At 70.0% G+C, this 13671-nt stretch carries 12 protein-coding genes; 1 reads left to right on the top strand and 11 read right to left on the bottom strand.

Going from position 1 to position 13671, the window contains the following annotated elements; all coding sequences use genetic code 11:
- Nucleotides 1–19 precede the first annotated feature (19 nt).
- On the top strand, nt 20–616 hold the full coding sequence (locus BJ964_RS18750; protein WP_188127020.1) for a GNAT family N-acetyltransferase: 597 nt from the start codon (nt 20–22) through the stop codon (nt 614–616).
- A 97-nt stretch (nt 617–713) separates the two neighbouring features.
- Here BJ964_RS18750 and BJ964_RS18745 read toward each other — a convergent pair whose 3' ends face one another.
- The 11 genes from BJ964_RS18745 to uvrA all read right to left on the bottom strand — a co-directional run bounded on the left by BJ964_RS18745 (nt 714) and on the right by uvrA (nt 13625).
- Nucleotides 714–1055 (bottom strand): RNA polymerase-binding protein RbpA, encoded by a 342-nt coding sequence (locus BJ964_RS18745; protein ID WP_183217568.1) that lies wholly within the window; start codon nt 1053–1055, stop codon nt 714–716.
- 141 nt (nt 1056–1196) lie between these two features.
- Nucleotides 1197–1451, bottom strand: coding sequence for a preprotein translocase subunit SecG (secG, locus tag BJ964_RS18740; RefSeq protein ID WP_183217566.1), 255 nt, complete (start codon nt 1449–1451; stop codon nt 1197–1199).
- 92 nt (nt 1452–1543) lie between these two features.
- Nucleotides 1544–2329 (bottom strand): triose-phosphate isomerase, encoded by a 786-nt coding sequence (tpiA, locus tag BJ964_RS18735; protein ID WP_183217564.1) that lies wholly within the window; start codon nt 2327–2329, stop codon nt 1544–1546.
- Entirely contained in the window at nt 2329–3540 is a 1212-nt protein-coding gene (locus BJ964_RS18730) for a phosphoglycerate kinase (RefSeq protein WP_188121862.1), read from the bottom strand. Before BJ964_RS18730 ends, tpiA begins: the two co-directional genes overlap by 1 nt.
- An 8-nt stretch (nt 3541–3548) precedes the next feature.
- The gene (gene gap, locus BJ964_RS18725; protein WP_188121861.1) at nt 3549–4550 is read right to left on the bottom strand and encodes a type I glyceraldehyde-3-phosphate dehydrogenase; all 1002 of its coding nucleotides are present in this window, start codon (nt 4548–4550) and stop codon (nt 3549–3551) included.
- A gap of 318 nt (nt 4551–4868) precedes the next feature.
- Nucleotides 4869–5849: a DNA-binding protein WhiA gene (whiA, locus tag BJ964_RS18720; RefSeq protein WP_183217560.1), complete on the bottom strand. Its 981-nt coding sequence runs from the start codon at nt 5847–5849 to the stop codon at nt 4869–4871.
- A gap of 57 nt (nt 5850–5906) precedes the next feature.
- A complete protein-coding gene (locus tag BJ964_RS18715) occupies nt 5907–6923 on the bottom strand; it encodes a gluconeogenesis factor YvcK family protein (protein WP_188121860.1) in 1017 nt (338 codons plus the stop codon).
- A complete protein-coding gene (rapZ, locus tag BJ964_RS18710; RefSeq protein ID WP_183218345.1) occupies nt 6920–7822 on the bottom strand; it encodes an RNase adapter RapZ in 903 nt (300 codons plus the stop codon). Before rapZ ends, BJ964_RS18715 begins: the two co-directional genes overlap by 4 nt.
- Before the next feature lie 63 nt (nt 7823–7885).
- On the bottom strand, nt 7886–9817 hold the full coding sequence (gene uvrC, locus BJ964_RS18705) for an excinuclease ABC subunit UvrC (RefSeq protein WP_188121859.1): 1932 nt from the start codon (nt 9815–9817) through the stop codon (nt 7886–7888).
- Nucleotides 9818–9913: 96 nt separating this feature from the next.
- Nucleotides 9914–10447: a Rieske (2Fe-2S) protein gene (locus BJ964_RS18700; RefSeq protein WP_188121858.1), complete on the bottom strand. Its 534-nt coding sequence runs from the start codon at nt 10445–10447 to the stop codon at nt 9914–9916.
- A 223-nt stretch (nt 10448–10670) separates the two neighbouring features.
- On the bottom strand, nt 10671–13625 hold the full coding sequence (gene uvrA / locus BJ964_RS18695; protein ID WP_188121857.1) for an excinuclease ABC subunit UvrA: 2955 nt from the start codon (nt 13623–13625) through the stop codon (nt 10671–10673).
- Between the last annotated feature and the right edge of the window lie 46 nt (nt 13626–13671).

Genomic DNA, 13671 nt, shown 5'->3' with positions numbered 1-13671 from the left:
ACTCCCCGGGGTGCACCCGATGATCCGCGCCTACCGGCCCAGCGACCTCGACGCGATCTACGACATCTGTGTGCGCACCGCCGCGTCCGGTGGCGACGCGCGCGGCAGGCACAGCTCCGACCGGCTGCTCGGTGACGTCTGGGCCGTCCCCTACGTGATCCGGGAGCCGGAGCACGCGCATGTGCTCGACGACGGGACCGGCGCGGCGGTCGGCTACATCCTGGGTACGGCGGACACCCCGGCGTTCGTCGAGTGGTACCGCTCGGAGTGGCTGCCCGCCACCGTCGACCGGTTCGCGGCGGACGATCCGCGCGACACCGGCCTTCTCGCGGTGCACCGCGACCCGGACCGGATGCTACGGCCGGAATTCGCGCCCTATCCGGCGCATCTGCACATCGACCTGCTGCCGGAGTGGCAGGGCCGCGGCATGGGCCGCGGGCTGATGGCGGCCTTCCTGGACGGCCTGCGCGCGGCCGGGGTCACGGGTGTGCATCTCGGCATGGCCGCAGAGAACCACGGCGCCTACGCCTTCTACCGCCGGCTGGGCTTCGAGGATCTGGAGATCTCCGACCCGGGCGCCCGTTTCGTGGCCCGAGACACCAGCCCGCTGGCCTGAGCGGACACATCGGCCCGGCGAGAAGAGCCGGCTTGGTGAGAAGAGCCGGCTTGGTGAGAAGCGCACCGGCCGCCCCGCTCGGCCGGTGCGCTGTCGATCATTCGCCGCGCCGCTGGCGGACCTTGGCGAGCGCCTCGGCGAGAATCGCCGCCGCGTCCTCCTCGGAGCGCCGTTCCTTCACATATGCCAGATGCGATTTGTACGGCTCGGTGCGCGCCCGCCCCGGCGGGTTGGAACTGTCGAGCCCGGCGGGCTGACCGCAGCGTGGGCAGTCCCAGGTCTCGGGGATCGCGGCCTCGGCCGCGAACCAGATGATGCTGTCGTGTCCGGCCGAGCAGAAATAGGTCACCTGCCGGCGCGGAGCGGGTTCGGTGCGCTCGTCGGGTCGCATCGGGCTGGACCCGACACGGCTGCCACGGATAGCGCTGCCACTGGACACGGACGTCACTCCTGTCTCGAGGGGCCTCGAAGGTCTGTCCGGCTCGAAGCGGAGATGAGGAGCAAACCGGACGGTGATGACAAAAAACCGCGCGGCCGGAGAAACCGGCCGCGCGGCAGATTCTACGACTACGAGCCGCCGTCAGGCAGCCAGCTCCAATTTGAGCCAGAAGCCCAGCCCGACGATGCAGGCGAACCAGATGATTCCCACCAGAACGGTGTACCGGTCCAGGTTCTTCTCGGCGACCGAGGAGCCCGCCAGACTGGAGCTGACGCCACCACCGAACATGCTGGACATGCCGCCGCCCTTGCCCCGGTGGAGAAGGATCAGCAGTGTCAGCAAAACGCTGGTGATGATCAGCAACACGATCAACGTGTAAGCGAACGCGATCGGCATCGTCGGGTTCATTCCTCTCGAAGGGCACAGCAGCGGTCCCACAATAGCGGGTGCCCGGCCGATTCATACGGCCGGGCACGCGCTATTTACTCTTAGCGTGCGACGTGCTCCGGGAAACGCACGATGGAGACGAACTCCTCGGCGTCCAGGCTCGCGCCGCCGACCAGCGCGCCGTCCACATCCGGCTGCGCCATGATCTGGGCGATGTTCGCCGCCTTGACCGAGCCGCCGTACTGGATACGGACGACATCGGCCACCTCGGCGCCGAACTTCTCCACCAGCCGCGCCCGGATCGCGCCACAGACCTCCTGCGCGTCGTCCGGGGTCGCGGTCTTGCCGGTGCCGATCGCCCACACCGGCTCGTACGCGATCACGATCTGCTGGAGCTGCTCGGTCTTGAGCCCCTCCAGCCCGGCGTCGACCTGGGCGAGCACGTGCTCGACCTGGTTGCCGGCCTCGCGGATGTCGAGTCCCTCGCCGACGCAGAAGATCGGAACGAGGCCGGCCGCGAAGGCCGCCTTGTTCTTCGCGTTGATCAGCTCGTCGCTCTCGTTGTGGTACTCGCGGCGCTCGGAGTGCCCGATCACCGCGTACGAGCAGCCCAGCTTCGCGAGGAAGGCGCCGGCGATCTCACCGGTGTACGCACCGCCGGCGTGCGGCGACACGTCCTGCGCGCCGTACTTGATCTTCAGCTTGCCGTCCGCGATCACCGACTCGACGGTGCGCAGGTCGGTGAACGGCGGCAGGACGACCGTCTCGACGGCCTCCAGCTGCTCGGCGGTCAGGCTCGCGGCCAGCTTCTGCACCAGGAGATTCGCCTCGAAGTGGTTGAGGTTCATCTTCCAGTTGCCGGCGATGATCGGCTTACGGGTCGTCATCACTTCTCCAGTGCGGCGACGCCCGGCAGCGTCTTGCCTTCGAGGTACTCCAGGGACGCGCCCCCGCCGGTGGAGATGTGGCCGAACGCGGACTCGTCCAGGCCGAGGGTACGGACCGCCGCCGCCGAGTCACCGCCGCCGACGACCGAGAAGCCGTCGATCTTGGTGATCGCCTCCGCCACGCCACGGGTGCCCGCGGCGAACGGGGCGAGCTCGAAGACGCCCATCGGGCCGTTCCAGAACACGGTCTTCGCGCCGGCGATCGCCTCAGCGAACAGCGAGGTGGACTCGGGGCCGATGTCCAGGCCGAGCCGGTCCGCCGGGATCTCCGACACGGAGACCACATCGTGCGCCGCGTCAGCCGAGAACTCGGCGGCCGCGACGACGTCGACGGGCAGGACGATCCGGCCCTGAGCCTGCTCCAGCAGATCGGCGCACACGGAGATCATCTCGGCCTCGAGCAGCGACTTGCCGACCTCGTGGCCCTGGGCCTTGAGGAAGGTGAAGCACATGCCGCCGCCGACGAGCAGCTTGTCGACCTTGGGCAGGAGCGCCTGGATGACGGCCAGCTTGTCGGAGACCTTGGAGCCGCCGAGCACGACGACGTAGGGCTGCTCCGGGCTCTCCGACACCTTCTTGAGGACCTCGACCTCCTTGAGGACGAGACCACCGGCGTAGCGCGGGAGCCGGGCCGGGACGTCGAACACCGAGGCGTGCTTGCGGTGCACCGCGCCGAACGCGTCGTCGACGTAGAAGTCGGCGAACGCGGCGAGCTGGTCCGCGAAGGCGCCGCGCTCGGCGTCGTCCTTCGAGGTCTCACCGGCGTTGAAGCGGAGGTTCTCCAGCAGCAGCACCTGGCCGTCCTGGAGGGCCGCGACGGCCTCGGTGGCGGCCGGGCCGACGGTGTCGTCGGCGAAGACCACGGTGGACCCGAGCAGCTCGCCCAGCCGCTTGGCGACCGGCGCCAGGGTGAACTTGGGGTCCGGCGCGCCCTTCGGGCGGCCCAGGTGGGACGCCACGATCACGCGAGCGCCCGCGTCACGCAGGGCGATCAGCGTCGGCAGAACCGCGCGGGCGCGGCCGTCGTCGCTGATGACGCCATGGCCCTGCGGGTCGATTGCAGCCTTGTCGAACGGGACGTTCAGGTCGGCGCGCACGAACACGCGCCGACCCGAGACACCCTCGCCGAGCAGGTCGTCGAGAGTCTTCATGATGAGAATCAGGCTCCGACGAGCTTGACCAGGTCGACGAGGCGGTTCGAGTAGCCCCACTCGTTGTCGTACCAGCCGACGACCTTGACCTGGTTGCCGCCGATGACCTTGGTCAGGCCGGCGTCGAAGATGCAGGAGGCCGGGTCGGTGACGATGTCGGCCGACACGATCGCGTCCTCGGTGTAGACCAGGATGCCCTTGAGCGCGCCCTCGGCGGCGGTCTTGATCGCGGCGTTGACCTCTTCGACCGTGGTGTCACGGGCGGCGGTGAAGGTCAGGTCGGTGGCCGAGCCGGTGGGGATCGGCACCCGGAGCGCGAAGCCGTCCAGCTTGCCCTTCAGCTCCGGCAGCACCAGGCTGACGGCCTTGGCGGCACCGGTCGAGGTGGGGACGATGTTCAGCGCGGCGGCGCGGGCGCGACGGAGGTCGCTGTGCGGGCCGTCCTGCAGGTTCTGGTCCTGGGTGTACGCGTGGATCGTGGTCATCAGACCCTTTTCGATCCCGATCGTGTCGTTCAGGACCTTCGCCATCGGGGCGAGGCAGTTGGTGGTGCAGGAGGCGTTCGAGATGATGGTGTGCTTCGCACCGTCGTAGAGGCCGTCGTTGACGCCCATCACGATGGTGATGTCCTCGTTCTTGGCCGGAGCCGAGATGATGACCTTCTTGGCACCCTTGTCGACGTGCGTCTTGGCCTTGGTGGCGTCGGTGAAGAAGCCGGTCGACTCGATCACGACGTCGACACCGAGGTCGCCCCAGGGCAGGTTGTTCGGGTCGCGCTCGGCGAACGCCTTGATCGTCTTGCCACCGACGGTGATCTCGTCCGCCGACGCCTTGACCTCCTGACCCAGGCGGCCCAGGATGCTGTCGTACTTGAGCAGGTGAGCCAGCGTGGCGTTGTCGGTCAGGTCGTTCACGCCGACGATCTCGATGTCGGCGCCGGAGGCGAGAACCGCCCGGAAGAAGTTACGACCGATACGGCCGAAGCCGTTGATGCCAACCCGGATGGTCACAGGTGGTCTCCTCGTTTCGGTCCGCCGGATTCTGCGACCGGCGGAGGGGTCTGCATGCCGACCGTATGAACGGCCGACATAGGCGTCCGGCCGCCACACCCAGACTTTCGATGACGGGGGCTCGGCCGAACTGCCGGCAGCGTCGCCGTCATCCGCGACACTATCCGAGTCCGCACGCCCGCGAAGCGGCGGGGCGCGACCTGAACGTTACCTAAACGGATCACCGCGACGTTGCCTAACGACGTCATCAGCCTCACCCATCCGGCCATACCCGATAAGGACCGAAGGTCCCTCGATGGGCGTGATCGGCATCACCTGTCAGCAGGCCATCATCTCTGGTGTGACAGCGGCCTCAGTGTCCGGAATACCGAGATCCCGGGCGCGCTTGTCGGCCAGCGCCAGCAGCCGCCGGATCCGGCCGGCGATCGCGTCCTTGGTCAGCGGGGGATCGGCCAGGGCGCCCAGCTCCTCCAGGGAGGCCTGACGGTGCTCCAGGCGCAGCCGGCCCGCCGAGGTGAGGTGGTTCGGCGCGTCGTCGGCGAGGATTTCCAGCGCCCGGGTGACCCGGGCCGCGGCCGCGACCGCCGCGCGGGCGGAGCGGCGCAGGTTCGCGTCGTCGAAGTTGGCCAGCCGGTTCGCGGTGGCGCGCACCTCACGGCGGACCCGGCGCTCCTCCCAGGCGAGCACGCTGGAGTGGGCGCCGACCCGGGTGAGCAGCGCGGCGATCGCGTCGCCGTCCTTGATCACCACCCGGTCGACGCCGCGCACCTCGCGGTCCTTGGCGGTGATGCCGATCCGGCGGGCCGCGCCGCGCAGCGCGAGCGCCGCCTCCGGCCCCGGGCAGGTGATCTCCAGGGCGCTGGAACGGCCTGGCTCGGTGAGCGAGCCGTGCGCCATGAACGCGCCCCGCCAGGCCGCCACCGAGCAGCACACGTTGCCGCTGACCACGTGCTGCGGCAGGCCCCGCACCGGACGGCCGCGCACGTCGAGCAGGCCGGTCTGGCGGGCCAGCACCTCGCCGTCCTTGACGATCCGCACGATGTAGTGGCTGCCCTTGCGCAGGCCACCGGACGCCAGGACGTGCACCTCGCTGGGGTAGCCGTACACGTCGGCGATCTCCCGCCGCAGCCGCCGGGCCACCGCGCCGGTGTCCAGCTCCGCCTCGACGACCACCCGGCCGGAGACGATGTGCAACCCTCCGGCGAAGCGCAGCAACGCCGCCATCTCCGCCCGGCGGCAGCAGGGCTTGGGCACGTCGACCCGGCTCAGCTCATCCTTGACCGCTGCCGTCATCGCCATCGTGTTGTCACCTCATGCGCCGGATCTTGAACAGTGTGTGCCCCACTACGTCAGTTATCAACGAGTGGCGCCCAATACTGGCACCAGGGCGGCGCCCAATGCCTCAGGATCATGCCGTGGGCTTCCGTCCGCAACGGCCACCGGCACCAGAATCAGCTCGGCGCCGAGGTCGTGAGCGGCCTCGCGGACCGGTTCCGGTTCCCCGGCCCACTTGGCGTCGGCCAGCACGATGTCCACCCGGAGCGAGGGAAGGTACCAGTGCAGGGCGGCCAGGTGATCGGCGGTGGAGAGCCCGATCGTCTCCTTGTCCGGGCTGAGGTTCAGCGTGACCAGCCGGCGGGCCGGGCTCGCCACGATCGCCTCGGCCAGCCGTGGCACCAGCAGGTGCGGCAGGACGCTCGTGTACCAACTGCCGGGGCCGAAGATCAGCCAGTCGGCCTCCCGGACCGCGGTGATCGCCTCGGGGCAGGCCGGCGGATCCGCCGGGTCCAGCCGCACCGCCTCCACCCGGCCCTCGGCCACCGCCACCGAGTGCTGCCCGCGCACCGTCTCACGGGAGCCGTCGGCGTGCACCACGTCGGCCTCTATCCCGACGGCGTGCAGCGCCATCGGGAGCACCCGGCCCTGCGCGCCGACCATCTCGGCGGCGTGGTCCAGCGCGGCGACCGGGTCGCCGAGCATCTCGATCAGCCCGAGCAGCAGCAGGTTGCCCACCGGGTGCCCGGCCAGGGTGTCCTTGCTGCGGTCGGCGCGCCGCTCGAGCCGCGGGCCGCGGCCGGTCACGGACTCCCGCGCCGCAGCCGTCATCGCCTCGAAGCGGTGCTGCATCAGGGTCGCGGTGAGCCGGTGCGTGGGATGGTCGGCGGCCAGCGCGGCGAGCGCCTGGCGCAGGTCACCCGGGGGCAGCAGTGCGTCCCGCTCGACGCGCAGGCGGCCGCTGGAGCCGCCGTCGTCGCCGACCGTCACGATCGCGGTGATCTCCAGATCCAGGTCCCGGGCGCTGTGCCGCAGTGCGCGCAGCGAGGCGCTCAGCCCATGTCCGCCGCCGAAGGCGACCACCCGGATCGCCGTCACTCGCGCCCCAGGTCACGGTGCGACGTGTGGGCGGACAGCCGCATCGCGCTGAGCCGGGAGGTGAGCTCCTCGGCGATCGCGACGCTGCGGTGCTTGCCCCCGGTGCACCCGATGGCGACGGTCAGATAGCGCTTGCCCTCGCGCTCGAAACCCGGGGCGGTGGCGGCGATCAGCCCGGCGTACGTCGCGACGAAGTCGGTCGCGCCCTCCTGACCCAGGACATAGCCGCTCACCCCCTCCTCCAGGCCGGTGTGCTCGCGCAGCTCGGGCACCCAGAACGGGTTGGGCAGGAACCGCGCGTCCAGCACGTAGTCGGCGTCCGGCGGCAGGCCGTACTTGAAGCCGAAGGAGAGCACGGTTATCCGCAGCTTGCGCGAGTCCTCACCGCCGAACAGCTCCTCGACCCGGCGGCGGAGCTGGTTCACGTTCAGGTGACTGGTGTCGATGATCACATCGGACTGTTCGCGGGCCTCCTCGAGCAGCTTGCGCTCGGCCGCGATGCCGTCGGCCAGCCGCCCGTCGCCCTGCAGCGGGTGCGAGCGCCGCACCGACTCGAAGCGCCGGATCAGCACCTCGTCGTCGGCGTCCACGAACACGACGCGGGGCGAGAAGCCGCGCTCCTTGAGCGCGCGGACCGCGCCGGTCAGGTCGGTGGAGAAGGCCCGGCTGCGCACGTCCAGCACCATGGCGGTACGCCGGGCCGCTCCCCCGGCGGCGAAGGCCAGCTCGGCCATCTCCAGCATCAGGGCCTGCGGCAGGTTGTCGACCACGTAGAAACCGACGTTCTCCAAGGCTCGCGCCACCGTGCTGCGCCCACCGCCGGAGAGCCCGGTCACCACCACCAGGTCTGTCCCGGCCTCGTCGGGCTCCAGCACCTCGTCGGATCCGAGGTCCGGCATCGCTTCGGTCACGCACGCCTCCTGTGTCGATATCGCGGACACAACATGGTAGGCCGGGGAACGTCACCGATCCCCAGTCTTCCCCGAGTCGGGTGAACGCAGGGCCGCCAGAACCGATTCCGCCGTCAGCAGGCCGATGCCGGGCACCTCGGCGATCTCCTCCGGGGTGGCCTCGGCGATGCGCTTCATCGACCCGAAGTGCCGCAGCAGCGCCTTGCGCCGCACCTCGCCCAGCCCGGCCACCTCGTCCAGCGCGGACGCCGTCATCCGCTTGGAGCGCCGCTGCCGGTGGAAGGTGATGGCGAAGCGGTGCGCCTCGTCACGGACCCGCTGCAACAGGTAGAGCGCCTCCGACGTCCGCGGGAGGATGACCGGGAAGTCGTCGGCCGGCAGCCACACCTCCTCCAGCCGCTTGGCCAGCCCGCACAGCGCCACGTCGGTGACGCCCATCTCGGCCAGCACCGCGGCGACCGCGTTGACCTGCGGCTGGCCACCGTCCACCACGATCAGCTGGGGCGGGTAGGCGAACCGGCGCGGCTTGCCGGTCAGCGGGTCGACGCCCGGAAGCTCGGCGTCGTCGTGCTGTTCGAGAGCCTTGAACCGGGCGAACCGCCGCCGCATCACCTCGCTCATCGCCGACAGGTCGTCGGTGCCGCTGCCGTCCGGGTTGCCGCGCACGATGAAGCGGCGGTACTCGCTCTTGCGCTCCAGCCCGTCCTCGAAGACCACCATCGAGGCGACCACGTCGGTGCCCTGGATCTGCGACACGTCGAAGCACTCGATGCGCAGCGGCACCCCCTCCATCCCGAGAGCCTCGGCGATCTCCTCGAGCGCCCGGTTGCGGGTGGTCAGGTCGCCGGCCCGGCGCAGCTTGTGCCGTTGCAGCACCTGGGTGGCGTTGCGGGCGACGGTCTCCATGAGCGCCTTCTTGTCGCCGCGCTGGGGCACGCGCAGGCTGACCCGGCTGCCCCGGTGCGCGGACAGCCAGTCGGCGAGCGCCTCGGCGTCGTCGGGCAGGTCGGGCACCAGCAGCTCACGGGGGATGTCGGTCTCGCCTTGCTCCTCGCCGTACATCTGTGTGCAGAAGTGGTGCACCAGGTCGCCGGTGGACAGCTCCTCGACCTTCTCCACCACCCAGCCGCGCTGGCCTCGCACCCGGCCCCCGCGCACGTGGAAGACCTGCACGGCGGCCTCCAGCGGGTCGTCGGCGAAGGCCACGATGTCGGCGTCGGTGCCGTCGCCGAGCACCACGGTCTGCTTCTCCAGGGCCCGCCGCAGCGCCACCAGGTCGTCGCGCAGCCGGGCCGCGCGCTCGAACTCCAGCTCCTCGGAGGCGCGCAGCATCTCCCGCTCGACCCGCTTCAGGAACTGGTCGGTCCGCCCGGCCATGAAGTCGCAGAACTCGTCGACGATGCCGCGGTGCTCCTCGGCGCTGACCCGGCCCACGCACGGCGCCGAGCACTTGCCGATGTCGCCGAGCAGGCACGGCCGGCCGATCTGGTGGGCCCGCTTGAACACCCCGGCCGAGCAGGTCCGTGCCGGGAAGACCCGCAGCAGCAGGTCGAGCGTCTCGCGGATGGCCCAGGCGTGCGAATAGGGGCCGAAGTAGCGGACGCCCTTGCGCTTGACGCCACGCATCACCTGGAGGCGCGGGAACTCCTCGTCGAGGGTGACGGCGAGGAACGGGTACGACTTGTCGTCCCGGTACTTCACGTTGAACCGCGGGTCGAACTCCTTGATCCAGGAGAACTCCAGCTGGAGGGCCTCGACCTCGGTGCCGACGGTCACCCAGTCCACGCCTGCGGCGGTGGTGACCATCTGCTGGGTCCGCGGATGCAGTGTCCACACGTCGGCGAAATACGAATTCAGCCGGCTGCGCAGGCTCTTCGCCTTGCCGACGTAGATCACCCGGTCGGCCGGGTCGCGGAAGCGGTAGACCCCGGGAGCGTCCGGGATGGTACCCGGTGCCGGGCGGTACGTGGACGGGTCTGGCACAACTCCAACACTAGTGCCAGGGACTGACAGAATTGCCCGGCCGGAGGTCCGTTGCCGCCGCCACGGCGCCGGGCCTCCGGCCCTGAGACAGGGGGATCAGGCCGAGGTCACCACGTTGTCGCCGTCCACGTCGATCGCCACCGCGGCCAGCGGCTGACCGGCCGGGCCCGAGGTCGGGGCGCCGTCCTTGATCGAGAAGAGGCTGTTGTGGCACTTGCAGATGATCTGGCCGTCCTTGATCTCGGAGACCTTGCAGCCCTGGTGCGTGCACACGTTGCTGAACGCCTTGTAGTTGCCCTCGGTGGGCTGTGTGACGACCACCTCGTCCAGGATGACGCCGCTGCCGACCGCCACCTTCGACGTCGCCACCAGCACGTTGCCGCTACCGCCGCCACCGGTGTCGCCGCCGGCGTCACCGCCGTCGCCGGCGTCGGTGCTGCCGGCCGGAACCGGGTTGTCACCGAAGTCCGTGCCGTTCGGGTTGGTCCCGCTGGTGCCGGTGCCGCAGGCCGAGAGGACCGCGGTCGCGCCGACGGCGCCGGCGCCCATCAGGACGACGCGCCGGGACGAGGCGGTGCCCGGTCGGTCCTGCTGGGTCTCGGCGTCGGTCCCCGGCTGCACGTCAGTCATTTGTCGCCCTCCACTACCTGTTCTCTGCCGCCAATGTCACGCGGAGTCGCCCCGGGGTACGGATCAGATGCCGTGATCAGTTCAACGGTCCCGAGTGAGATTTTCCCGCTTTCTCCGCGTTCGCCCGACCGGTTTGCCTGGTGTCGACAAACAGCGCCGCACCCGGAGACCTTAGGAGACCAACCGGGTGCGGTAGCTGAGAGTCGTCTAAGAAGTTTCTAAATCAGGCGGTGGCCTTCGCCCGGGACCGGGTGGCGCGCGCCCGCGGGGCGGCGGTGGACCCGTTCGCCTTCGCGGCCCGGCCGGTCGCGGCCGCCGAGCCCCGCCCCTCGCCGGTGAGCCCGAGCATGTGCCGCAGGAACTGCCCGGTGTGGCTCTCCGGCACCTCGGCCAGTTCCTCCGGGGTGCCGGCGGCCAGCACCAGGCCGCCCTTGTGACCGCCCTCCGGGCCCATGTCGATCAGCCAGTCCGCCGTCTTGATGACGTCCAGGTTGTGCTCGATGGTGATCACCGTGTTGCCCTTGTCGACCAGGCCGTTGAGCACGATCAGGAGCTTGCGGATGTCCTCGAAGTGCAGGCCGGTGGTCGGCTCGTCGAGCACGTAGACCGTCCGGCCGGTGGAGCGTTTCTGGAGCTCGGAGGCGAGCTTGACACGCTGGGCCTCACCGCCGGACAGGGTGGTGGCGGGCTGGCCCAGGCGCACGTAGCCGAGGCCGACGTCGACCAGCGTCCGCAGGTGCCGGTGGATCGCCGGGAGCGCCGAGAAGAACTCCGCGGCCTCCTCGATCGGCATGTTCAGCACCTCGGAGACGGTCTTGCCCTTGTAGTGCACCTCCAGGGTCTCCCGGTTGTACCGCGCGCCCTTGCAGACCTCGCAGGGGACGTACACGTCCGGCAGGAAGTTCATCTCGATCTTGATGGTGCCGTCGCCGGAGCAGTTCTCGCAGCGGCCGCCCTTCACGTTGAAGGAGAACCGGCCCGGACCGTACCCCCGCACCTTGGCCTCGGTGGTCTCCGCGAACAGCTTGCGGACGTGGTCGAACACCCCCGTGTAGGTGGCCGGGTTCGACCGTGGCGTCCGCCCGATCGGCGACTGGTCCACCCCGACGACCTTGTCCACGTGCTCCAGGCCGGTGACCCGGGTGTGCCGCCCGGGCACCTGCCGGGCCTTGTTGATCTGGTTCGCCATGACGGTGTGCAGGATGTCGTTGACCAGCGTCGACTTGCCCGAACCGCTGACCCCGGTGACCGCGATGAACTGGCCCAGCGGGAACGGCACGGTCAGGTTGCGCAGGTTGTGCTCGCGGGCGCCGTGCACCACGACCTCGCGCCCGGGCGTCTGCGGCCGCCGGGTGGCCGGCAGCGGGATCGACTTCCGGCCGGACAGGTAGGCCCCCGTCGGCGACTTCTCGTTGGCCAGCAGACCCTCGACGGTGCCGCTGTGCACGATCTGCCCGCCGTGCTCGCCGGCGCCCGGCCCGATGTCGACGATCCAGTCCGCGGTCCGGATGGTGTCCTCGTCGTGCTCCACCACGATCAGCGTGTTGCCCAGGTTGCGCAGCCGCACCAGGGTCTCGATGAGGCGGTGGTTGTCCCGTTGGTGCAGGCCGATGGACGGCTCGTCCAGCACGTACAGCACGCCGACCAGGCCGGAGCCGATCTGGGTGGCGAGCCGGATGCGCTGCGCCTCGCCGCCGGAGAGGGTCCCCGCGCCGCGGTCCAGCGACAGGTAGTCCAGACCCACGTCGACCAGGAACCGCAGCCGCGCGTTGATCTCCTTGAGCACCCGCTCGGCGATCATCTTCTGCCGGTCGTCGAGCTCCAGGCCGGACAGCAGCTCGGCACACTCGCCCACGGACAGGTTGCACACCTCGGCGATGCTCTTGCCGGCCACCGTCACGGCCAGCACCTCGGGCTTGAGCCGGGCCCCGCCGCAGACCGAGCAGGGGACGTCGCGCATGTACCCCTCGTACTTCTCGCGCGACCAGTCGCTCTCGGTGTCGTTGTGCCGCCGCTCGATCCACTGCACCACGCCCTCGAAGCCGGTGTAGTAGGAGCGCTCGCGGCCGTACTTGTTCCTGTACCGCACGTGGACCTGGTCGTCGGCGCCGTACAGCACGATCTTCTGCACCCGGCTGGGCAGCGCCCGCCAGGGTGTGTCGAGGCTGAAGCTCTCGGCGCCCGCCAGGGCCTCCAGCAGGCGCAGGAAATACTCCTGGGTGGTGCCGCCGGCCCACGGCTGGACGGCGCCCTCGCTGAGGCTCTTCTCCACGTCCGGGATGATCAGCTCGGGGTCGACCTCCTTCTTCGTCCCGAGGCCGGAGCACTCGGGGCAGGCACCGTACGGCGCGTTGAAGGAGAAGACCCGTGGCTCCAGGTCCTCGATGGCGAGCGGATGGTCGTTGGGGCAGGCCAGATGCTCGGAGAAGCGGCGCTCCCGCTCCGGGTCGTCCTCCGGCAGGTCGACGAAGTCGAGCACCAGGATGCCGCCGGCCAGCCCGAGCGCGGCCTCGACCGAGTCGGTAAGGCGCTGCTTGCTGGACGCCTTCACGCTGAGCCGGTCGATCACCACCTCGATGGTGTGCTTCTCCTGCTTCTTCAGCTTCGGCGGCTCGGTCAGCGGATGCACCACGCCGTCGACCCGGGCCCGCGCGTAGCCCTTGGACTGGAGTTCGGCGAAGAGGTCGACGTACTCCCCCTTGCGGCCGCGGACCACCGGGGCCAGCACCATGAACCGGGTCCCCTCGGCCATGGCGAGGACCCGGTCGACGATCTGCTGCGGGGTCTGCTTGCTGATCCGCTCCTTGCAGACCGGACAGTGCGGGATGCCGGTCCGCGCGAAGAGCAGGCGCAGGTAGTCGTAGACCTCGGTGATCGTGCCCACGGTCGAACGCGGGTTGCGCGACGTCGACTTCTGGTCGATCGAGACGGCCGGGGACAGACCCTCGATGAAGTCGACGTCCGGCTTGTCCATCTGGCCGAGGAACTGCCGCGCGTACGACGACAGGGACTCCACATAGCGCCGCTGGCCCTCGGCGAAGATCGTGTCGAAGGCGAGGCTCGACTTGCCCGAACCGGAGAGGCCGGTGAAGACGATCATGGCGTCGCGGGGCAGGTCGAGGTTGACGTCACGCAGGTTGTGTTCGCGGGCGCCACGGATTGTCAGTCGGTCGGCCACGGCCAGCCTTTCCGCATTCAGGATCGATCGAACCCGTACAGGTGTA

It is taken from the genome of Actinoplanes lobatus, from assembly GCF_014205215.1.
Taxonomy (GTDB): domain Bacteria; phylum Actinomycetota; class Actinomycetes; order Mycobacteriales; family Micromonosporaceae; genus Actinoplanes; species Actinoplanes lobatus.
Note: the sequence above shows the minus strand (reverse complement) of the source record. Positions and strands in the feature narration are given on the sequence as shown.

Bases quoted from the DNA above. Each gene is read 5' to 3' on its own strand.
- rapZ (WP_183218345.1), bottom strand. From the start codon at position 7,822: ATGCCGGACCTCGGATCCGACGAGGTGCTGGAGCCCGACGAGGCCGGG.
- tpiA (WP_183217564.1), bottom strand. From the start codon at position 2,329: ATGACGACCCGTAAGCCGATCATCGCCGGCAACTGGAAGATGAACCTC.
- BJ964_RS18730 (WP_188121862.1), bottom strand. From the start codon at position 3,540: ATGAAGACTCTCGACGACCTGCTCGGCGAGGGTGTCTCGGGTCGGCGC.
- BJ964_RS18700 (WP_188121858.1), bottom strand. From the start codon at position 10,447: ATGACTGACGTGCAGCCGGGGACCGACGCCGAGACCCAGCAGGACCGA.
- BJ964_RS18750 (WP_188127020.1), top strand. From the start codon at position 20: ATGATCCGCGCCTACCGGCCCAGCGACCTCGACGCGATCTACGACATC.
- whiA (WP_183217560.1), bottom strand. From the start codon at position 5,849: ATGGCGATGACGGCAGCGGTCAAGGATGAGCTGAGCCGGGTCGACGTG.
- secG (WP_183217566.1), bottom strand. From the start codon at position 1,451: ATGCCGATCGCGTTCGCTTACACGTTGATCGTGTTGCTGATCATCACC.